This is a genomic window from Aliiglaciecola sp. 3_MG-2023 (assembly GCF_030548205.1).
Classification (GTDB): Bacteria; Pseudomonadota; Gammaproteobacteria; order Enterobacterales; family Alteromonadaceae; genus Aliiglaciecola.
Genome location: NZ_JAUORV010000006.1, coordinates 215410 through 236322, shown reverse-complemented (window position 1 = coordinate 236322; position 20913 = coordinate 215410). Strand labels below are relative to the sequence as shown.

General features: G+C 39.9%; 20 protein-coding genes. 6 read left to right on the top strand and 14 right to left on the bottom strand.

Annotated elements, in window-relative coordinates; genetic code table 11:
• The first annotated feature begins 139 nt into the window (after nucleotides 1–139).
• Nucleotides 140–1147 carry a LacI family DNA-binding transcriptional regulator gene (locus tag Q4574_RS09020; RefSeq protein ID WP_303473725.1) on the top strand — a complete coding sequence of 336 codons (1008 nt, stop codon included), beginning with the start codon at nucleotides 140–142 and terminating at the stop codon, nucleotides 1145–1147.
• Nucleotides 1148–1235: 88 nt separating this feature from the next.
• Here the strand turns inward: Q4574_RS09020 and Q4574_RS09015 are convergent, their stop codons facing one another.
• Both Q4574_RS09015 and Q4574_RS09010 read right to left on the bottom strand, forming a co-directional pair.
• Nucleotides 1236–2159, bottom strand: coding sequence for a DMT family transporter (locus Q4574_RS09015; protein WP_303473724.1), 924 nt, complete (start codon nucleotides 2157–2159; stop codon nucleotides 1236–1238).
• A gap of 232 nt (nucleotides 2160–2391) precedes the next feature.
• Nucleotides 2392–3243: a DUF6279 family lipoprotein gene (locus Q4574_RS09010; protein WP_303473723.1), complete on the bottom strand. Its 852-nt coding sequence runs from the start codon at nucleotides 3241–3243 to the stop codon at nucleotides 2392–2394.
• A 212-nt stretch (nucleotides 3244–3455) separates the two neighbouring features.
• On the opposite strand from Q4574_RS09010, the gene Q4574_RS09005 reads away from it, so the two are divergent.
• Complete coding sequence (locus Q4574_RS09005; RefSeq protein ID WP_303473722.1) at nucleotides 3456–4454, top strand: ATP-dependent 6-phosphofructokinase; 999 nt, start codon at nucleotides 3456–3458, stop codon at nucleotides 4452–4454.
• A gap of 189 nt (nucleotides 4455–4643) precedes the next feature.
• Here the strand turns inward: Q4574_RS09005 and Q4574_RS09000 are convergent, their stop codons facing one another.
• The 4 genes from Q4574_RS09000 to Q4574_RS08985 form a co-directional block, all read right to left on the bottom strand.
• The gene (locus tag Q4574_RS09000) at nucleotides 4644–5474 is read right to left on the bottom strand and encodes a LytTR family DNA-binding domain-containing protein (protein WP_303473721.1); all 831 of its coding nucleotides are present in this window, start codon (nucleotides 5472–5474) and stop codon (nucleotides 4644–4646) included.
• Nucleotides 5458–6537: a sensor histidine kinase gene (locus tag Q4574_RS08995; RefSeq protein ID WP_303473720.1), complete on the bottom strand. Its 1080-nt coding sequence runs from the start codon at nucleotides 6535–6537 to the stop codon at nucleotides 5458–5460. Before Q4574_RS08995 ends, Q4574_RS09000 begins: the two co-directional genes overlap by 17 nt.
• Before the next feature lie 217 nt (nucleotides 6538–6754).
• Entirely contained in the window at nucleotides 6755–7216 is a 462-nt protein-coding gene (locus Q4574_RS08990; RefSeq protein ID WP_303473719.1) for a DUF962 domain-containing protein, read from the bottom strand.
• Between the two features lie 121 nt (nucleotides 7217–7337).
• The gene (locus Q4574_RS08985) at nucleotides 7338–8018 is read right to left on the bottom strand and encodes a flagellar brake protein (RefSeq protein WP_303473718.1); all 681 of its coding nucleotides are present in this window, start codon (nucleotides 8016–8018) and stop codon (nucleotides 7338–7340) included.
• Nucleotides 8019–8274: 256 nt separating this feature from the next.
• On the opposite strand from Q4574_RS08985, the gene Q4574_RS08980 reads away from it, so the two are divergent.
• Nucleotides 8275–10062, top strand: a complete 1788-nt coding sequence (locus tag Q4574_RS08980; protein WP_303473717.1) for a M61 family metallopeptidase — start codon at nucleotides 8275–8277, stop codon at nucleotides 10060–10062.
• A 172-nt stretch (nucleotides 10063–10234) separates the two neighbouring features.
• Here the strand turns inward: Q4574_RS08980 and Q4574_RS08975 are convergent, their stop codons facing one another.
• The 4 genes from Q4574_RS08975 to yejK all read right to left on the bottom strand — a co-directional run bounded on the left by Q4574_RS08975 (nucleotide 10235) and on the right by yejK (nucleotide 13553).
• Nucleotides 10235–10636, bottom strand: coding sequence for a hypothetical protein (locus Q4574_RS08975; RefSeq protein WP_303473716.1), 402 nt, complete (start codon nucleotides 10634–10636; stop codon nucleotides 10235–10237).
• A gap of 85 nt (nucleotides 10637–10721) precedes the next feature.
• Nucleotides 10722–11534: a M23 family metallopeptidase gene (locus Q4574_RS08970; protein WP_303473715.1), complete on the bottom strand. Its 813-nt coding sequence runs from the start codon at nucleotides 11532–11534 to the stop codon at nucleotides 10722–10724.
• Complete coding sequence (locus tag Q4574_RS08965; RefSeq protein WP_303473714.1) at nucleotides 11527–12402, bottom strand: 6-carboxytetrahydropterin synthase; 876 nt, start codon at nucleotides 12400–12402, stop codon at nucleotides 11527–11529. Before Q4574_RS08965 ends, Q4574_RS08970 begins: the two co-directional genes overlap by 8 nt.
• A gap of 101 nt (nucleotides 12403–12503) precedes the next feature.
• The gene (yejK, locus tag Q4574_RS08960; protein ID WP_303473713.1) at nucleotides 12504–13553 is read right to left on the bottom strand and encodes a nucleoid-associated protein YejK; all 1050 of its coding nucleotides are present in this window, start codon (nucleotides 13551–13553) and stop codon (nucleotides 12504–12506) included.
• A gap of 121 nt (nucleotides 13554–13674) precedes the next feature.
• Here yejK and Q4574_RS08955 point away from each other — a divergent pair, with 121 nt between their 5' ends.
• Together Q4574_RS08955 and Q4574_RS08950 are read left to right on the top strand one after the other, a co-directional pair.
• Nucleotides 13675–13899 (top strand): DUF1414 domain-containing protein, encoded by a 225-nt coding sequence (locus Q4574_RS08955; RefSeq protein WP_303473712.1) that lies wholly within the window; start codon nucleotides 13675–13677, stop codon nucleotides 13897–13899.
• Complete coding sequence (locus Q4574_RS08950; protein ID WP_303473711.1) at nucleotides 13900–15432, top strand: DUF3413 domain-containing protein; 1533 nt, start codon at nucleotides 13900–13902, stop codon at nucleotides 15430–15432. It abuts the gene before it with no gap.
• A gap of 1 nt (nucleotide 15433) precedes the next feature.
• Here Q4574_RS08950 and gmhB read toward each other — a convergent pair whose 3' ends face one another.
• The 4 genes from gmhB to Q4574_RS08930 all read right to left on the bottom strand — a co-directional run bounded on the left by gmhB (nucleotide 15434) and on the right by Q4574_RS08930 (nucleotide 18882).
• Complete coding sequence (gmhB, locus tag Q4574_RS08945; RefSeq protein ID WP_303473710.1) at nucleotides 15434–15970, bottom strand: D-glycero-beta-D-manno-heptose 1,7-bisphosphate 7-phosphatase; 537 nt, start codon at nucleotides 15968–15970, stop codon at nucleotides 15434–15436.
• Nucleotides 15970–16785 carry a putative RNA methyltransferase gene (locus Q4574_RS08940; RefSeq protein ID WP_303473708.1) on the bottom strand — a complete coding sequence of 272 codons (816 nt, stop codon included), beginning with the start codon at nucleotides 16783–16785 and terminating at the stop codon, nucleotides 15970–15972. The genes gmhB and Q4574_RS08940 overlap by 1 nt, the downstream gene beginning before the upstream one ends.
• Before the next feature lie 68 nt (nucleotides 16786–16853).
• Nucleotides 16854–17615: an SDR family oxidoreductase gene (locus Q4574_RS08935; RefSeq protein WP_303473707.1), complete on the bottom strand. Its 762-nt coding sequence runs from the start codon at nucleotides 17613–17615 to the stop codon at nucleotides 16854–16856.
• A 109-nt stretch (nucleotides 17616–17724) separates the two neighbouring features.
• Nucleotides 17725–18882: an acyl-CoA dehydrogenase family protein gene (locus Q4574_RS08930; protein WP_303473706.1), complete on the bottom strand. Its 1158-nt coding sequence runs from the start codon at nucleotides 18880–18882 to the stop codon at nucleotides 17725–17727.
• Nucleotides 18883–19207: 325 nt separating this feature from the next.
• Here Q4574_RS08930 and Q4574_RS08925 point away from each other — a divergent pair, with 325 nt between their 5' ends.
• On the top strand, nucleotides 19208–20845 hold the full coding sequence (locus tag Q4574_RS08925) for a response regulator (RefSeq protein ID WP_303473705.1): 1638 nt from the start codon (nucleotides 19208–19210) through the stop codon (nucleotides 20843–20845).
• The last annotated feature ends 68 nt before the right edge of the window (nucleotides 20846–20913 follow it).

Genomic DNA, 20913 nt, shown 5'->3' with positions numbered 1-20913 from the left:
CTCTCGAAACATTATCTAACATTATCAATAAGATATAAAAACTAAAAGGTTTTACTAAAACGATTTAGTTGATTAAGTTAACATATTGTTGCAAAATGTCAATATCCGACCAATTAGTACTTTTTAAAGAAATAAATAAATGGCAAAAACAAAACTTATTGATGTGGCTAAACGAGCTGGAGTATCAAATAGTACCGTCTCTCAATATTTGAATGGTCGTTTCGATTATATGTCAGAGAAAACAAAGTTGAGGATCCAAAAAGCCATTAGCGAACTGGATTACGTCCCCAACCCTATTGCCCGCAGCCTTAAAATGAATAAGACAAAAACCATTGGTGTAATAGTTCGCGATATAACCGGTTTTTATACGAGCCGAACCATCAGAGGCATTGACGATTACTGTAAAAATAGTGAGTACAACTTATTAATTTACAACACGGATGTGGATCCAAAGGTAGAAGCAAAATCCTTAGACACCCTTAATCAATTACGAGTAGATGGGATTATTATTGCGTCATCTGGGCAGAATACAGATTTAATTAATCGATACAGTGATAACGGCTTACCCATAGTGCATTTCCAGTTAGAACATGATGGCCAAGAAAAGAATATTATTATTTCCGATTATCGAAAAGCGGCGTTTGAAGCAACCGAATACCTTATTCAGTTAGGGCACAAGCGAATTTGCTTTGTAACCCAAGATTTCAATCAAGTTAAGTCGCGAAAAGATCGATTTCTTGGGTATGCAGATGCCTTGCAAAAGCATGCTATTCCAATGGATCAAAGCCTCATTAAATATTGGCACCGAGAAACTGGATTTGAACAATCGCCAATAGAGTATTTACACACGGAAAATCCACCTAGCGTGTTTTTTACACAACATTTGGCCATTACTACGGAATTATTATCAGTATTGAATGCTGCTAATATCGTCATCCCTGACGATGTTTCTTTGCTAGGTTTTGATGATATACCAATGGCGGAATACTTTAAGGTGCCAATCACGGTTATCACGCAAAACCCCTACGAAATTGGACGACAAGCGACTAAGTTATTGCTAAACAACATTAACAGTAAAACCCCCGCTTCGGAAAAGATCATGATCCCATGTTCTTTAATAAAAAGGTTATCTTGTAAACAAGTTTAATCATTACAGTGAGTTTTCGAGGGAGTATGGTTAAACGTAAATGATATTTACATCTTTACTATACAATTCCTTGAGTGAAGCAATTTGCCTAAACAACGGGTTTTACGACTTTACGCTTTGCTAACGCAGTCGTCATAGAGCCACACACAACACAAGCAGCACCTAAAATCACAAATTCATTAAGAGCAATCAAACTAAATTGCTCTGGCAGTAAGTGCTGGGCAATCACCACACTTATAAATGTAAACACGGGGCCAGTTGCAATGACCGCACTCACTTTAGCGGCACTCCATACATTTAATGCTTCGGTAAAACAACCATAGGCAATTACCGTATTTAAACAGCAAAAAAGTAACGCAAAGCATTGCAGATGATTCAATTCGGTTATTGCGGATAAATGTATAAAAGGGGTGAGAACGAGGATACCGATTAGGTAAATTAGTAAGGTTAATTGTTTAGCAGTAAATGACCTTAAAAGAACCTTCTGCATAAGCGCATAAGCTACCCAAGAAACAGCAGCAAGCACGACTAACAATATCCCTGCGTTATAAGCATTAATTGAAGAAAACAACCGACCTAAATTAGGACTGAAAAATAAACCCAAGCCTACGAATAATATAATAGCGCCGATTATTTCAAGGCGATTTAAGTGTTCGTTATAAAACACTATGCCACCGAGCATTAATAAAATAGGCGCTATTTGCATCATCACTTGCACAGTTTCTGGATTGACGTAATCAAGACTTTTGACGTTAGATACATAGTTTACGACTAAAGCCAATGCGGCAATTAACAAGATAAATTGAGATCTTGGCAGCTGTTTCAATATATTCGGCAACGCATTGCGACTCACTAACAACACAAACACCACAAGCCCAGCGAACAGAAAACGAATCCAAGTAATAGTCATACTATCTAGGGCTTGCAGACATATTTGCAAAAATACAGGGAGAACTCCCCACAGAACAGCCGTAATCAAAGAAAGAAAAAATCCATTTAATCTTAATCTCATATTTTTAATACCGCTAACTATTCTTGATGGTTCAATTGCGCTATTTAACCCTATTGTTATCTAAACAAAAAGTGTTTATTGCTGTTTTTAATAGTTAATTGAAAAATCTATCCCAAGGGTACGTGGATCACCTGGGTAAATCGCTAGACTTCCTGTTGTGCCCGACACTTTGTAAGCAGATGGCAACTCAAAACATCAAGTGATTTGTGCAAGTACTGAAACTGAAATTTGACTAATCGTCAATTAAGTCGTCTATATCGTCAATCAAGTCATCTAATTCATTTTGAATATGTTTAGTTTGCTTTTCAGTAAACGTGGGTTGTAGCTCCACTAATAATTGAATATAAACTCTACGATTGTGTTCACTTGCCTGCAGATATTCCTGACTTTTAAATAGATCTGGGTGCTGAAACATATAATTTACTTCTTCAGCATAATTCGGCACTTCATGCCGCGATAACATGATATTTTTAACGGATGCTTGAATACTGCGACGATACGCTATCCATTGCTCAAAGGTGGAGAGGAATTTAGTGGCATGTGTGCGGATCAGTTCTTTTTGTGAATTGGACAATTTACCCACCCATTTTTTTATTTGATCTTGGGTGTCCTCTATGGCGTCCTGCCGACGCTCTTCTTTAGATTTTTTATTCCGCTTTTCTTCTTTTTTCTGGTTCTCCTTTTCTAATGCGTCAAACATTTCGTGTATTTGATCGTCACTAAGATGAATGGATAACTCAGCTAATTCGGGGCTGATTTCATTTCTAAAGCGCGCCCAGTGTTGGTTGCCGCGCTCCATATGATTCGACCATTCTTGTGAGGTTAAATAACCGGATTGAATATCCGCTTTTACATCTATTAAATGCTGACGATAATTGGCTAACTCTTGTTGGCGATGCCACTTTAACCATTTTTCAACTTTTTCATCAAGTAAGCCTTTTTGAGATTTATCTAAATCAATATAATCATCTATGTACCAATACATCATCCAATCAATATTGTTATAAGCAAATTTTGAAGTACAGCCGCTGAGCAATAGTATTGCGACTAAACAAACACTGATAACTACATGTTTAAACATCATTAAAATATTCTCTTATTTCACTATGTGGTATGCATATATTTGACATCATTGCTTACAAGACTCAGTGAGGCAAGGGTAATTCATGAATTATTACAGTTTTGCAATACCTGCTATTTTGACCACCTGAACCATGCAAATCTTTATAGTTTCTTGTATAAGGACTATGTTTAACAAGGAGTTATCATTTTAGTCCAAGCAAGGAGATAATTTATATGCGTAAAATTGCGCTTCTCACGTCAGGCGGTGATGCACCGGGAATGAATGCTTGTATCCGCGCCATAGTGTTAACAAGTTTACGTTACGGACTGCAAGTTTATGGCTATCGCCATGGTTTCAATGGATTACTTGAACAAGAGTATTTAAAGTTAAGATCTACAAACATAACCAACATCATTCAACGCGGTGGCACTATTTTAAACAGTGCTAGATGTTTGAGTTTTAAAGCAGATGATGCCGCTAAAATGGCAGCTAAAAATCTTGATGCACTGGGGATTGAGGCACTAATAGTTATTGGTGGAGACGGTTCGTTTCGAGGCGCGAAGCACTTATCTCAACATTGGTCAGGCCAAGTCATAGGCATACCTGGCACTATCGACAACGACGTAAATGGAACGGACGCAACAATAGGCTACTACACGGCCATTGAAACCGCGTTAGATTCCATTGATAAAGTCAGAGATACAGCCGATGCCTTTGAACGAATATTTCTTATTGAAGTTATGGGGCGTCACGCAGGATTTATTGGCCTCAATGCTGCCATTGCCTCTGCCGCAGATCATATTTTATTGCCCGAATTATCTCGTAGCTGTGAGCATGAATTAGAAAACTTAATAGACCATATTGAAGCGGTAAAAAAACGCAGGGGAAATTCTAGCTATATTGTTGTGGTAACCGAAAATTTATGGCCTCAAGGCATCACTAACCTTGCTGAAGTACTCACAGAAAAAACCCAGATTGATTGCCGCCCAGTCATTCTTGGTTATATTCAAAGGGGCGGCTCTCCGGTATCCCAAGACAGAGTTTTGGCCACTAAACTAGGGGCCTTTGCGGTTGAAATGGCATTAGAAGGCAAAACAGGCGTTATGGTCGGCGAGATAAATCAACAATTGGTTTGTCATGATTTAGCAACCAGTTGGCAACAAAATAAAACGTTAGATCCCTATTTAGTTAAAATCCAACAAGATTTATTCGACATATTAAAACGTCCCTAAACGCAAATTAAATTGAAATCTGTGTCATAAATGACCTATTGAGACCGACCGTCTTGATAGCATCCAGTGAACTAATGAGCCAGGGCTGCATATGACAAAGAAGCGGCACTTAAAATTGTTCATATATAAACATAAAAGAACTAGCTAGGATGTAAACTAAACTTGTTTACCCTAAGTTTTGAGTTAAGCCTAAACCCTGATCATTTCCTTCACTTTATCTCTGTGACTGCGGCTCACTTTAAGCTCAGTATCATTACTCAGCACCAGATGGTATTCGCCACTAACATGACTGACCATTTTAGTTACATACTGAATATTGACGATTGCTGAGCGATGGGCTCTAACAAATTTTCTAGGATCTAATTCTTCCTCAAGTTCTTTCATGGTGCGACGCATAATGTGGGTTCCATCAAGCGCATGAACACACATGTAATCCCCCGCGGCATCAATCCATTGAATATCGTTTACAGCAACTCGGGTAACTTCGGAACCGTCTTTAATTGCAAGAATTGACGGGTAACGCTTATTCTCAAGACTTTCACCTGATGCCAAACGCTGTAAAATATCCTCGCAATCATCACCGGTGAATTCTGCCACCAATTTTGCCAGTTTAATTTTCTGCTCACCTTCAGACGTTTGCCCAAATACAGCGGTTACTTTATCTATTGCTACCCGTAAACGTTTTTCATCAATGGGTTTCAACACATAATCTAAAGCATGGATATCAAAGGCTTTGATGGCATAACTATCGTAAGCTGTAACAAATACTATGATGGGAATAGGTTGCTGTAACTCTCTCAACTTATTAATCACTTGAAAACCGTTCAAGCCTGGCATTTGTATATCAAGAAACACTAAATCAGGCCGCAATTGAGGAATGGCTGAGACAGCTTCTAGACCATTTTGGCATTCTCCCAAAACGTCTATATTGTCGAACTCTTGTAACCTCACTGCCAAGCCTTTTCTGGCTAGGGGTTCATCATCTACAATCAACGCTTTAATTTTAGTTGTCACCGTCATTCACCTCAAAAGGAATTCGAATGCTCACTTTTATACCGGTTGGTTGATTGTGAGACACGACATAAGAAAAGTTATTTGAATACAATGAGCTAAGCCTTTCCTGAATGTTAGGCAGCCCGACACCATTGCTTCGATTTAGTTGGCCATTTTCAATATTCGCACCTGGGCCATTGTCACTTACCTCTAGCATTAAGTCTCGCCCAAAGGATTTGGCAACCACTTTTATTTTACCGCCTTTCTCCATTTTGGAAATAGCGTACTTAATCGCGTTTTCAATTATGGGTTGTAAAATAAGACTTGGAACTAAGGCATCATTGCAATCATCTTCAATATCCCATTCAACATCTAAACGCTCATCAAAGCGTACTTTTTCTATCTCTAAATACAACTCTAACGCTTGTATCTCGTGCTTAAGAGAGATTTTTTTAATGGGATCTTTGTCTAGGGAATAGCGTAAAAAATCGCTTAACCGACTAACCATAGCCTCTGCTCTCTTATTATCTTTCACCAAGATAAGCGTGCTGATGGCGTTCAATGTGTTAAACAGGAAATGGGGATTAAGTTGGTACCTAAGCATTTTCAAATGGGCTTGATGGGCCATTGTCGATGCCTTAAGGGCATTTTGCTTTTCTTTCTGCAGCATTTGGAAATTTTTAATTCCAAAATACAGACCACTCCAACATACCACCATAATCAGTGAATTGATGGTATTGGTAAAATACATAAACCAAGCTTCTGGTCGATAGCCATGTTTATATATTTCCCAAAAGTTAATGTTTTTTAAAACCGCCCAGAATAAAGCGATGCAATACGCACTGCTCGCTACCGTAAGTAGCATTTTCCACGCGCTTTGCTGATGAGCCCAACGATAGATGTATCGCAAGGGGATAGTTAACAGCCAACCTGCCATAGCATTAAGTGCAATAACAAATATCCAAATGCCGCGAACGTCGTGTAAGAATGAGCCGATATAATAAACAATCGCGAATCCAAACCACCCTCCTGTATGCAGGGTCCAAAATAGTCTTTCACGATTTTCGTATAGCTTTTGCCAATTGAACAATAGTAGATCTCAGGTGAACATATTAAGCAGTGAGTATACGCCTGCTTAAATTAAAAAACTCGTTATTAATCCCAACCTTAGTTAGGTTTGTCGCAAAGGCAGGAGGGTAACCAAAGGGGACTATTAGCTTTTGTCTGTTTGACAAAGCCATATTCTACCTGCCTGGCTCACGTTATTAGATGACAAGAAAACCTAATCTAAAACAGCTACACAGCCTTTAATATTGAATGTTAAAGCGCTTTAGCCAATGCACCCACCACCACGCAGGCCCCACTAGTAAAAACTGTAAATCTTTAAAAAATGAAGGTTTCTTTCCTTCGATCTTATGGCCAACAAATTGTAAGATCCACATGACCACAAACAACGCTAAACTGAATTGCCAAACCGAAATACCTAGATAGGACAACAAGCGAACGCCGCCAAAGCACAAAATAGTCAATAATGTCATTGCTGCGCCAATAGGACCTGACAACTTAAAATAATACCAAAGTACAGGAATAGAAATCACATGGGCCCAAGTAATGTCGAAATGATTCAAAAACTCAGGGGTTGGAATAGACCAAATCAGTGCAAAAGTCACAAAGTAAATAGCCGGTACGGCTATCCCGTGAATGAGAATATTGGTTTTGTTTGTATGACTTTCACCATACTCGTTTAATAACATTTCGACTCTTCGCATAAATACCTCTTAATTGGAGCTTTAGCTCTGCACAATGTAAATTTTTTTTATTATTAATTGTGATGCCACCTAATTAGGAGTTATCCCCACGACAACGCCTATAATGTCACCCAGTAGAAAATCACGCTATCATCAATTGATGCAGCAATCCTTCCACAACTTTCTCAGATGCTTCAAATTTTACACCTAAGTAAAACCGAATCTCATCCACTTTCTGATTCATGACTATACCAGTTAATTCGGATATTTTTCCGTCTGGATTTTTAATCGCTAACGTAATTAGAGTTTTAATCGCTAGTTTCTGCTTAACCAATTGACGATCAACCGATACACGACAACCGCTGGAAGACAGATCGACAATGAGACCATCAAATAACAGTAAATCCGTTTCCTTTTCCACTACGGTCACATTTACGTGGGCCTGTGCTCGCTGTTCACTTCTGAGGGCATGACATTGAAGCGATTGTGGAAAAGTCGTAAATATATAACTCGCTGGATTATTAACTATGACACTAATCTTAACTTTAAATGCAACCACTTCACCCGCGTCGTCTTCATGAATATAACGTACGACTAAAACCGCATCAGGGTATATCACGTCGCGTAAATTCCCCCAACGAGTTTCATCAGGATACTTAATTATTAAAAAGCGATTACTATCCATCCCAACAAATTCAGTCTTAATTCTGGTGACCCCCGATGCAGCCATAATTTGCAGATCTAGAGCTAATCCAGGGCGCATTGCACGTAATTTACGTAAATCCTGCCGAGTTAAGCCTGCTTTGTCTTGCGTTATTGCCACTGGTTGGAAATCTCCTATAAGTTAGCAGTTGCCTGTCTCTGAAGCCATAAATCCTTATGAATTGTATATTTTTTATCATTTAAACTTCGACTCTACAACTTTTAACTGCTGTAACAGAGAATAATATCAATGTCTTAGCTGTTTAATACTTAACTCAACAGAGGCTATCGGTTATCCTTAACGACAGTCTTTTCACCAGTTGCGTATACCAAACTGGTGGTTCTTAACAATGTAAAACCATAAATAGAGCACAACTTTGCAAACATCTGAACAAGTTCATTATTCCGTTACTGTTGACTCAATTGCCGGTCACACTTTTAAAATCGTGCAAACAATTAATATCACTGATCAAGGTAATATTAAGTTCAAACTCCCCGCTTGGATCCCCGGAAGTTACATGATCCGAGACTTTGCCAAGAATGTTGTGTCCCTCAAAGCCTATGACGATGATCTACAAAGCTTGAAAATCGAAAAATTAGATAAACAAAGCTGGCAAGTCACCCCAGGCAAAGGCAAGGTTCATATTGAAAGCATTGTCTATGCATTTGATTTGTCAGTGAGAAGTGCTTACATATGCGATGAATATGCATTTTTTAATGGGACTAGTGTATTCTTTGAAGTCGAGGGTTATTCTGGTCCTTGCAGCGTCGACGTTAGCATTCCAGACGCGAAACTAGATAGCTGGTCTATTGCAACGGCAATGTTACAAACCCATACTCACAAATCAACTCAATCTTTCAAAGCGGACAACTACCAAAGTCTTATTGACCATCCGCTTATACTAGGTGAACTTGATATTGTTTATTTTTCAGTAAAAGACGTTAAATTTGAATTTATTTTAACCGGTTCTCATCAAACTGATATGGACAGGATCTGTAGAGATTTACCGAAAATATGTGACCACCATCTATCCCTATTTGATGAAAATACTCCAGTGGAGCGTTATCTGTTTATTACCTTGCTATGTGCAGCAGGATTTGGTGGATTAGAGCATAGCCACTCAACAGTATTGCAATTCCCGCGCAATCAGCTTCCAAGCAAAGCACAACAACATAAAATGCCAGACGGTTATCGTACCTTCTTAAGTTTGTGCAGCCATGAGTTATTCCATACTTGGCACGTTAAACGCACTAAACCCGCGGAGTTTATCAATTTAGACTTAAGTCGAGAAACCTATTCTGAGCAGCTGTGGATTTACGAAGGCTTCACCAGTTATATAGATGACTTAAGCTTATTGCGTTGCGGTTTAATCGACGTCACTAGTTACTTTGAAGTATTAGGCCAAACATTAACCCGACTAAAACGCAACCCTGGTAATTTAAAACAAACCGTGACTGAATCTAGTTATGACGCCTGGACACGCTTTTATCAACAGGATGCGAGTGCAGCAAATAATATTGTCAGCTACTATGCCAAAGGAGCTGAAATCGCGTTGTGTTTAGATTTATTAATCCGCAAAGAATCCAACAACAACTACAGTATTTTCGATTTATTAAAAATACTGTGGCAACGATTTGGCAGTGTCAATATTGGGACTCAGAATGATTCCATTCATAAAATTTTGAAAAACGATTTACATGTCGACCTAGATAACTTTTTAGAGCGGGCTTTGTATTCAACATCCCCTATCCCCACAGAGCAATTGCTGGCAGAGTTCGGTGTTACTTTGCATTGCAGAGCAAGAAAAGATGTTGCTGATAAAGGCGGAATGCCCGCACAAGAGACTCTGTCAGTTGATTTCGGTGCGACTTTTGAGGCCACCGCAACAGGCATTTCTATCATGCAGGTTTTAGAAGACTCAGCAGCCTATGAAGCAGGATTACAAGTTAAAGATAACCTAGTAGCAATAGAAGAATGGCAAGTGAGTAAAGATTCGTTTTTCAATGTTCTGGAGAATTATCAAGATCAATCTCAGGTCAGATTGCACGTATTCCGTGACGGTAAACTGAAAACCTTCACGATGCCAATACGAAGTGCAGTGAAAGACACCCTCTATTTAACGACGTCAAATGAGCAGAAGCAGGCTCTATGGTTAAACAGCTAGTAACGGCAGGCTATAAACCCGAAACGCCCTAGGGACAACACACAAAGGTAAAATAAACACCTCGGTTATTTTACTTTTGTGTTTACCCAGTGCAGACACCATCCCATAAAAACGGTTCACACAAGTTCAATGCTAGCAAGCGGGTTATGGTTGTTAACCGGCAAGATGTTAGCTACCAATAACCGCCATTTTTATTCACTATTGCTGAAAGCATAAAACCGATGGTCGCACTACATAAAATCAAGCCAATGACAAAAAATGGTGTAAATTTAGCAATGGCAAAGCGCACATTTCGCCTTTCAATACTATCAATGACTTCATCTAAATCAGCTTCATCGTAATGATATCTGTTAACAATATAACGGGACGAATCCCCCACTTCAGTAAAATAAAAATGGTATTTGTCTAACAAATCTCTTAAGCGAACGGGATCCATCTTAGTTTGTTTTAAGACATCTTCGAAAGCGACACCATTGGGTTCAAAACCATCGAGTACTCGATGTATTTTCACCACTTCAGATGCTTTCATGGGTTTGATACCAATAATCGTGCTCATGGCCATGTCGTATTTCATTGCAGCAACCTTTATTTTTGACTCCATACAAAATATATCATCAAAACAAGCTACCCATGGTACAGTTTTTAGCAAAGATTTTTGATTAATTAGAAGGCCTTTGAGGAACAAGTAAAGCGGGGTCCACTCGTTGATTTTGCCAATTCATTCGCCAATCCAAGTGCGCACCTGTCACCCGACCAGTGGCACCAATTTCTGCAACCAATTGACCTTGCTGAACAATATCGCCCACTTTTACATGACCGGCATGTAGATGTAAAAATGTAGAAGAAACCCCGTGGCCGTGATCAATAATCATGGTGCCACCAGAATAATACATATCTGGCACCCAAAGGGTCACTATCCCATCAGCTGGAGCATAAACAGAAGTACCTGTAGGCGCAGCCACATCAACGCCGAAATGGGGTCTTTTGGGTTGGCCATTTAACACACGCTGACTACCATACACACCACTAATCGGCCCTTCAGCTGGCCAGATAAAGGTCTGCATGAAGTCAACGCGCGGATCACGGCGCGATCGCGCCTTAGCCACTTGTTGGTTATCTAAACGAATTCTAGCCAACACATCTTCGGGAGGCGTGACCATTTTAGGGGGTAACCCTTCAATCCGCTGAACATCATATTCACGCTTTTTTAAAATCACATCTTGTTGTTGTTTAGGTTGCTTTGGTGCCTGCCAGCTCAGTTCGTGCTTTAGCTCTGCATCCCGGCCAAAACCAAAAACGAAATAGCCTTGCTCAGATACCGTTAATGCTTTGCCATCTAACCATACTTGACTGCCACTTGGTGCCTTGCCACGTATGAGTGCGCCCTGAGATAGCTCCCCTTCAAGTTCAATGGCGATGACGTTAACACTGATCAGCAAACTGAATAAGGTTGTAATTACGACTTTAAGCATAAGCAATAGCTCCTTTTCCTACCCCTTCAAATGCGAGCACTTTAAAGCGACTCTGTGACCTTTGCTGTTTCAATTCCATCGCCATAAACTGCGCTAAACATTCCACCGTGGAGTCGGTATCAACTATGTCACACTCAGATTTTGGAATAGCCAGTGAAAATTCACCTTGAGATGACTCATAGTTAAAAAAGAAGTGAGTTGAAAGGTCTTCAATTTTTTCCGATAAAGCACTTTGTTGACCCTCAATAATGTCTTCTTGACTACCGACGTAGATATCTTGCCAACGTTTGGCCCAATATTCCTGCCAATCTACATTCAACTTATCATTTTCATACACCACTACCTTCGACCGGTGACCGTGAGCAATGCGCTGACAGTTACCATCGTGTTTTTTGAGACCGTGGGTGTAATGATAGTAGGGCGTATTGATAACTTCTGGACGTAATATTAATTCGATACCATCAACGTTACTCGGAAGGTGTGTCGCAATAACGTCTTTTAGATATTGACCGACAGACGCGATATCCACTTCTTTTGCGTAGACGAAAGCATATGCTTCAGCAGGACATAAGAGATGAATTGACTTCCCATTCGGCCTCAAAAAGTCCACTTTCACTTCGCCGCTATTGGCATCGCGCTCAATTATACTAAAAGCATGTTCTGCGGGTACAAGTAACTTGTGATCAACATATTCATCAATAAGAAACTTTAGTTCTTTTTTAACTTTTCCGAAGTCAAGCACCATGCTTTCTTCATTAAGTTCACCATCTAAAATCACATCCACAATCCAACTTTCACCAACCATTCCTCTTTGTGCACAAAGATAGGAAAAATCCATTACGGTTAAGTCGTTGACAAAAAGCTGCATAGTGTAAAGTAGTCCTGTAATTTTAATGTAGTTAATAAACTTTTTAGGTTGCTCAAGTATATCGTATTCAGATTACGACGGCATGTTTGTATTGGTTAAAACTAGTTGTTATTCCGAGTGAGCTGATCTTTTAAATTAGGTGGAATACCCTTAATCAATAACGTATCGGAATTTGGGTCGTATTGCACTCTATCACCGTATAACACTCTGTCAAAACTCAAACTAATACCACCGCCTTGACCACTGAATTTGGCTAAGGTTTTTAACGCACTACGATCTGCTTGAAACGATGATTCCAAGGGGGTTTCAGCCTGTTGGTTAAAGTCTACAAAGTTACGTCCTTCTTCTTGAGGCAGGCTTTGCGACAACTCTTCAATCTGAATATCATCCCCTTGTTCTAACTTAGCCTTATAATAATCAGACACAATTTGTCGAGTTTGCTGCTGCTCTTCTTTGTCTAACTGCTCAGAAGCAATAAACTCATCTACGGTTTTCAACAGTTGTTTATTTTGCTGCTTAATATCGACCAGCTCTTCACAACCAATAAAATGCATGAAAAAATCTGAGACCTTTCTGCCCATGCGTCCTTTGATGAAACTGATATAACGGTTTTGTTCCGGTTGCGTCTTTAATTGGGTTAAATCTATTCTGACGGCTAATTGCATCTTTGCTAAGTCTAGATGATCGCTGTAAGTCAATTCTAAACCCTCGGTAATTTCTACGTGCTGTTTTGTGTTTAACAGCGCAATCATTAAATATTCAGTGGCTAAAAATTCATAATGACTAAAGATCACAAAACCCGTTTCTACCGTGGCCATTTCGACCATGCTTTTCTTAAGCTTTTCGCAACTGGCAACACTAAAATCAATAAAGGTATCGGGGTCCGCTATCATCGCTAATAATTCAGAACGAAACTGATCATTCGCCTCAATCGCATTTTCATCAGATGACTCATCAGAAGGTGAACTCGAATCAATAAAACTCCCCACCCCTTTACCTGGCTTTTGGTTGAACACTTGATTAATTTGCTGTGCCAGTGTTTCAATATCAGGCGTGACGTCAAAACAAGTACTTTTAGGAACAACCGTTAACTCTTGTTGTTCATTAATCCCTAATTGATGTACCACAAAGTGTTGAATAACAGCGCTCATGAAAATCTAACCTTATAAAGTGACAAAAAATAAAAAAACCGACCATTGAATAAACAGCACCTAGTTACTATCTGTTCGAATACTTGTTACTATTTACCTAAATCGGTTTAAAGGTTCAAACATGCCGCAACAATCCAAATATTCAGACGCTCAATTTGAAGCGCTAATGAATGACATCGTATTTGCTCTGGAAAAAAATGAAGCAAATAGAGATTTATCTTTAATGGCGTTAGGAAATGTCATCACCAACATCTTTTTGCATCAAGTAAACGATAACCAGCGCGAAAAAATGGCCGCTCAGTTTACACAAATCTTGATGAAAAGTATCAATGGAAAACAAAAATAAATGATACTCTCAGAAACACCCCGTCGTATTATGTTAACCAAGTTAGTCACTTGGGGTCACTGGTTTACGCTTTCCAATATTGTCATTGCTTTAGTGATCGCAGGAATTTACGTTTTTGCATCTCCTTTACCTGAATCCTTACTGGGGATTACTTTCCTGTTAGTAAACTGGGTAAGTCATATTGGCTTTTTAACCTTTTTTGCGTTTGTCATTTTAGTGTTACCGCTGATTTATGGATTCCCAAAGTCACGTTTTATACGTGGAGCTGCGTCAACTATAGCCGCGTTGGGCTTAGCGTTATTGGCATTTGATGCACTGCTATATACTAAATATGGTTTACATCTCAACTTTGGCTCTGCTGACTTAATCAAAAGTGAAACTCAGCCGGTAATCAATGCATTTGGCTGGCAGCAATGGGGCTTTTTGCTGTTATTATTTGTCGTCTGGCTTTCGTTCCAACTTATACTGGCAAATGCCCTTTGGAAACGAATTGAACGACTTCAAAAGTTTCGCCTGGGTGTGCCTATTAGCAGTTTATTTGTTGCTTGTTTTGTATGTAGTCATGCTTTGCATATTTGGGCTGACGCAAACTTATATCAGCCCATAGTCAAACAAGATAATTTATTCCCGTTGTCATATCCAGCCACGGCTAAAGCACTCATGTCCAAATACGGCTTGTTGGACATAGAAAATTATAAACAGCGTAAAGCATTGCAATTTGATCGCAGCGTTCACGGTATTAACTACCCGGCTAAACCTGTGTATTGCAGTATTAATATTAGCAAACGTTTTGTGTTGCTCATTCAAACCGATGAGCCAGAGTTAACGTTACAGAGCCCCACGCTCATCGCCTATGACAATCATTATGATTTGAGCTCCAACCATCACTCATCTCAATTTTCGAGCTTATTTGGGCTGCCAGAGATTTATACTTCTGAGCTTGAGAACAAAACTCCATTGATGTTAGAGCTGCCGCAAAAACTCGGGTTACCCGTATTTTTGTATTCTGATTTACCTCTAGAAAATGCGAAATTAGCAAAATTAAACACGGATTTTGAGACCTTTGCTAAAGCAAGTGTTTCTGATCAACCTAAACTAGCTGTTGGATTTGTATCGAGTGCAAACATTAAACAATTAATAGCTTCAGGTGTCTTAGATAACAATCAAGTGATTATCTCTAAACTTGCTGCTAACCGTGATGATATTCAACAAGTGCCCTTGTATGCGAACTTTAAACTCAACAAAACCTTATCGAGTCACTTAGACTTTACAGCCACAGTGTTAGAAAATCTAGGCTGCCAAGCTCTTTCCGATGATTACGCCGTAGGTCAGCCAATGCAGAGCCCTCGTCGCAATTGGTTGGTTGGAACCAAAGGTAGTAAGGTCATTGTCATGCAAAATGATAATCGCATTGAAGTATTGGCCAATGGCAGCTACAAAATTTATGACCGACAGACTGGCGAAGAAAGTATTGATAGCCTCAATACAGGGTTGTTAAGTCAGGCGATTAAACACTTAATGCATTTTTATTAGGCTAAATAGGGTATATACGATTTAAACTATCAACCCATTTAAACCCAATGTTAGTGTCATCGGCCATGGGGGTGCTTGAGTAGAGGTAACGATGGGCCACCCCTGCTCGAGACGCGGCCAACATGTCGGTTTTATTATCTCCAATCATCACCGAGTGTGACATATCAATATCGAATTTTTTTTGCGCTTGTTCGAGCATGCCGGGGTTTGGCTTTCGACAAGCGCATGATTGCAGGTATTTACCTTTGGCTTTTGTGGGATGATGGGGACAATAAAAAAATTCCGTAACCTTAATGCCTCGCTTTTCAAACTCTGACTGCATCCATTTTGACAACTGATGAAAATCATCTTCTGTGTAATAACCACGACCAATCCCCGACTGATTGGTTATCACAATGATGATGTAACCTTGTTGTTGAAACCACTTACAAAGTGGAAAAATATCGCTAATAAAGTCGATTTGTTCGGGACGAGATGCATAACCATGATCAACATTAATCACACCATCTCGGTCTAAGAATAACGCTTTAGGTGTCATTACATCTTTCTCAATACTTGGATATCAAATTCCGTCTGACAATTATTTTCAGCTTGCAAAAATTGTTGTTTATTCTGTTCACTAGTATGCCAGTAGTAAGGTGTCATTTTTAACAATGCAAGTCGTTGCTCCGGTGTCTGAAAGTTCAAATCAAATGCCAATGATTCTCTGCAGTGTAACGAGAAATTTTGGCTATCTACTTGGCTCAGCGTATGGGGTTTCGATTCTGCATAGATGGATTCTTTAAGTTGCTGCAGGTGCATTGGTCCGGGATTGACTAAAATCCATAAGCCATTGGGTTTTAAGATCCGTGCCACTTCATCCTCACTAGAAGGCGCGAAAACTTGCACAACCACATCGATAGTATGATCCTCAACAGGAATTTTAAACGTACTGGCAACCGCGAATTGACAATCATTATGTGTCTTAGCCGCACGCTGAACAGCCACTTTTGATATGTCACAGCCTGATGCAGAACACTGATAACCGGCGTTTTTTAATTGCCTGCAAAGCTGCGCTAAGTAATACCCTTCGCCACAACCAGCGTCGAACAAGGCCAAATCAGGGTGTTGACCATGCAATTGAATTAACTCAGCAATACGCTCTATTAGAGGGTCGTAAAAGCCGTGTTGCAAGAATTCACGGCGGGCCAATATCATCTCTTTATTGTCGCCTGGGGCTTTGCTATTGCGCTCTTGTGCCAGTTGTAAGTTGACATACCCCTCTTTAGCGCGATCATAACAATGATTTGCGGCACAACGCCACGTACCCGCATCCAATGACAATGGAAGACGACAAGCTGGACAAATCCACATGTAATTAAGACTACCTTAAATTTGATGCCAAACTCAGTAACAGCCCGGCGATAATAGAAAGTAGGCTATTAGACCCTTGTTCCACCATCCAATTCAAGTGTCCGTCCCGTAAAATAATCATTCTCGAATATAAATTTTGCCGCGTGGCCTAATTCTTCAGCTTCCGCCAGTCGACCTACAGGTACGGTAGACAGAAATCGTTCTATCATTTCAGGGCGCATTTGCGCTGCCATGGCAGTGTTTACCAGGCCAGGAGCGATACAACCTGTACGAATATTATATCGAGCTAGTTCTTTAGCCCATGTTACCGCCATGGTTGCCACAGCTGACTTTGAAGCAGAATAATTAGTTTGCCCCATGTTGCCACCTCGGGACACAGAAGATAGATTGATAATGACGCCAGAACTATTGGTTTCTATCATGGTTGTGGCGGCTTCTCGAGCACACAAAAACGTTCCGGTGACATTCACGTCAATAACAGATTGAAACTGTTGTTTTGACATTTTATCAACGACTTTGCCGTCTTTTATTTTAAGTAACATGCCATCACGCATGATGCCAGCACTGTTAATTAAGCCGTTCAACTGACCAAAATCATGCTTAATTTGAGAAAAGACGTATTCCACATCCGACTCATCAGTCACATTAACCGCATAGCCTCTAGCGGTTACGCCTAACTCGGAAATTTGTTCCGCTGCACCTTTCACCACAATATCTTGAACGTCCAGCATGGCCACGTGAGCACCAGCATCAGCAAAGGTTTTAGCCATTGCCAAACCAAGTCCTTGCGCCGCTCCGGTAATCGCAATTACTTTATTCTTAAGTTCCATAACTCACCTTTTTAACTATAGGGTTACTACTATTTACGACTGTAAAACGTATTAAAGGATAAAGATCCCTTGCCTTCAACCTTGAAAATTCTCATTTTATCCTACGCCTTTAGAGAATTTGATTATCACTATCTGCTAATAATCGTCTTCCAATTATCATTCGCATAATTTCATTAGTGCCTTCTAAAATTTGGTGTACACGTACATCCCTAACATGACGTTCCAAAGGATATTCTTGAATATAACCGTAGCCACCATGGATTTGCAGCGCTTCATTACAAACTTGAAAACCAACATCAGTGGCAAATCGTTTAGCCATAGCACAGTAAGTGGTTTTATCTGGGCTCTGACTATCTATTTTATAGGCTGCGAGTCGCACCATTTGACGAGCAGCAACGAGTTCTGTCGCCATATCTGCGAGTTTGAATTGAAGTGCTTGAAAGGCGGCTAATGGTTTACCAAATTGGGTACGTGTTTGCATATATTCAGTGGCGGTTTCCAACGCTCGCTGGGCAGTTCCAATGGAACAAGTGGCAATATTTACCCTGCCCCCATCAAGCCCCATCATAGCAAATTTAAATCCTTCACCTTCTTTGCCCAGTAAATTGTCGATGGGTATTAACACATCTTCAAAGGTAATTAATCGAGTGGGCTGGGCGTTCCAACCCATTTTTTCTTCGGCCTTACCATAAATAACACCTTCAGCATCTGCAGGGATCACGACCGCAGAGATACCAGCGGGCCCATTATCACCGGTTCTCACCATAACGACTAACACATCCGTTTCACCTGCCCCTGAGATAAACATCTTAGCGCCGTTAATGCGATAGTTGTTTCCTTCTTTTACCGCTGACGTCCGTAAAGACGCGGCATCAGATCCCGATCCGGGTTCAGTTAAGCAATAAGAGGCAAGGTGTTCGCCAGTGACTAAGGTTGGGCACCAAGCCGATTTGACCGACTCTGTTCCCCAGCTTGCAATCATCCAAGTCGCCATATTATGAATAGTCATCATTGCCGTAGTCGCAGTGCATCCACTGGCCAATTGTTCAAAAATTAGGGCGGAATCTAAGCGACTAAGCTGTAACCCTCCCGCATCTTCTGGTGTGTAAAGTGAGCAGAAGCCTAACTCTCCTGCTTTTTGAATGACTGATTTAGGAAATATATGCTCTTTATCCCAACGGGCTGCATGGGGCGCAAGTTCCTGTTCAGCAAATTGTTTTGCTGTATCAACGAAAGCGATTTGATCTTCGGTTAAATCAAAATTCATATGCTAGACACCTATAAAAACGTTCATGTTAAAGTATTGTAAATAGAATACCAAACTAATTACCTTAACGTTAACGTAAGAAAAAATAATATCACCAAAAACTGCCAACATCTGTATACAGTTTTTGTATGTCAGAGGTTTTATTGTCTTATTTTAGCCTCGATTCTCGGGTTAGCCTATTCAATCGAAATATCTCGAGCAGCATATTTTGATACTTGCATAATTAATTTGTGGTGAAATAACTATCCATAGCAATGTACATTGTTATTTTGATACTATGCTTGTTATATTGTCGTAATAAATTGATCAGAAAGAAGAAATTATTGTGGTTGTACCCAAAATCAACATCGCTGTAGTTGAAGATAATGGCATGGCCCGAATTCTTTTACGGAACCATTTACTAGAAATGGGTTACTCTAATGTCTCTTGTTTTATTCATGGTAGAGAACTCAAGAAAGCCTTGAAAGTCCGTCCATTTGATCTAATTTTAATGGACTTCCACCTTGGTAATCACAAAAATGGTGTGGAAGTCATTCAAGAATTAAGCCGTGAAAAACTATTAAAACATACTACAGGTTTGATTTTTGTCACGTCTGACAGACTACCCCTGATAATTGGACAAATTGTTGACATTCATCCCGACGATCTAGTCATCAAACCCTATACCATTCGCATCCTCGAAAAAACCATCGCTAACACCTTGAAAGTACGCAGACAATTGATGCCTGTTTTAGCTTTGATGGATGAAAAACAGTGGGATCTCGCTCTGCTCAAACTCGAAGAAATAGCGAAAAATAATGCCTTACCAAAATCACGCACTAACCTATTAAAAATACGTGCAAGATTATTATTGAAACTTGCCAGGTATGATGAAGCGGCTGCACTGTACAGTGGCGTCTTAAAAAGTGCCGAAAATGTAATTTGGGCCAAATGGGGACTAATACATGCCCAGTATTTAGCCGGCAAAATAGAAATTAGCGAAGAATTGCTAAAAGACATGTTAGGTGCCCATTTAACCAATGACAAAGCCTGCGAATGGCTAGCCCGGATTTGCATTGGTCGAAAAGAATATGAGGTAGCTGAGGAATATATTGATTTAATCAAAGAAAGCGCGCTTTCAATGCCTGCAGCTAAATTAAAGTCTTACGTTTACCAATTACAAAACAAAATGGATAAAGCCATTGATTTGTTAGAGCGGAAACGTCTAAATGCAAAGGATATTCGAGAGAAATATGCAGAACTATCATTGGAATTGGCTCGCTGTTACCTCACGATAGCGGAGTCGAAAAAAAGCCATGAAAGAGCCAATGCTTTACAAGTGGCGCGATTTTTAATCGGTAATGCTGGACGCAATTATTTAGAAGAGAATCTCGCGATTAAACGTGATTACATGAACATTCTTGTGGCAATACTAGAAAATGATCAAGACAAAGCTTTAGCGCTTTTAACAGAAGCCGATCAAAAAGACTTTAAAGCAGCAGATGTTCCTACTATGACTGACGCCATCAAGGGGTGGCTGGGGGTGGGTGATGAGATGCGTGCAGCTCAAATCTTGTTTGATTGTGAGGAAAAAATGTTAGACACCGAAGACCTCACAGATCAAACCATCTCTTCAATGGTTATAGCTCAGCAAGAGGAAGAATTAGGGGAAAGACGACCCAGAGCCCTTAAGTTTAATAAACAAGGGTTGCATCTGCACAATCAACAGCGTTACCTAGAATCTGTAGACTATTTTTACCAAGCTTACTTACTGTTTCCCAAAGAAGCGGCATTTGGTTTAAACCTGTTACAAGGGCTATTGGAGTCGAACTTGGCAGAATACAAAAAAGCAAAAACCATCAAGTTGTTTAACGAATTAGATAGTCGCGAATTAAGTATCAGTAATCGCAAACGTTTAAATGAAATTGGTGGCAGAATTAGTGCAGATAAAGAACAATTCATTATCAACGAAAAGCCAGAATAACCTCTCTACAAATACATAACTAACTCAAACACAGTAACAACAAAGGCTCAAAGCCTCCCTTTACCTCA

Coding starts and splice junctions, on each gene's coding strand:
- Q4574_RS09020 (WP_303473725.1), top strand. CDS start 140: ATGGCAAAAACAAAACTTATTGATGTGGCTAAACGAGCTGGAGTATCA.
- Q4574_RS09015 (WP_303473724.1), bottom strand. CDS start 2,159: ATGAGATTAAGATTAAATGGATTTTTTCTTTCTTTGATTACGGCTGTT.
- Q4574_RS09010 (WP_303473723.1), bottom strand. CDS start 3,243: ATGATGTTTAAACATGTAGTTATCAGTGTTTGTTTAGTCGCAATACTA.
- Q4574_RS09005 (WP_303473722.1), top strand. CDS start 3,456: ATGCGTAAAATTGCGCTTCTCACGTCAGGCGGTGATGCACCGGGAATG.
- Q4574_RS09000 (WP_303473721.1), bottom strand. CDS start 5,474: ATGACGGTGACAACTAAAATTAAAGCGTTGATTGTAGATGATGAACCC.
- Q4574_RS08990 (WP_303473719.1), bottom strand. CDS start 7,216: ATGCGAAGAGTCGAAATGTTATTAAACGAGTATGGTGAAAGTCATACA.
- Q4574_RS08975 (WP_303473716.1), bottom strand. CDS start 10,636: ATGAAATACGACATGGCCATGAGCACGATTATTGGTATCAAACCCATG.
- Q4574_RS08970 (WP_303473715.1), bottom strand. CDS start 11,534: ATGCTTAAAGTCGTAATTACAACCTTATTCAGTTTGCTGATCAGTGTT.
- Q4574_RS08965 (WP_303473714.1), bottom strand. CDS start 12,402: ATGCAGCTTTTTGTCAACGACTTAACCGTAATGGATTTTTCCTATCTT.
- yejK (WP_303473713.1), bottom strand. CDS start 13,553: ATGAGCGCTGTTATTCAACACTTTGTGGTACATCAATTAGGGATTAAT.
- Q4574_RS08955 (WP_303473712.1), top strand. CDS start 13,675: ATGCCGCAACAATCCAAATATTCAGACGCTCAATTTGAAGCGCTAATG.
- Q4574_RS08950 (WP_303473711.1), top strand. CDS start 13,900: ATGATACTCTCAGAAACACCCCGTCGTATTATGTTAACCAAGTTAGTC.
- gmhB (WP_303473710.1), bottom strand. CDS start 15,970: ATGACACCTAAAGCGTTATTCTTAGACCGAGATGGTGTGATTAATGTT.
- Q4574_RS08940 (WP_303473708.1), bottom strand. CDS start 16,785: ATGTGGATTTGTCCAGCTTGTCGTCTTCCATTGTCATTGGATGCGGGT.
- Q4574_RS08935 (WP_303473707.1), bottom strand. CDS start 17,615: ATGGAACTTAAGAATAAAGTAATTGCGATTACCGGAGCGGCGCAAGGA.
- Q4574_RS08930 (WP_303473706.1), bottom strand. CDS start 18,882: ATGAATTTTGATTTAACCGAAGATCAAATCGCTTTCGTTGATACAGCA.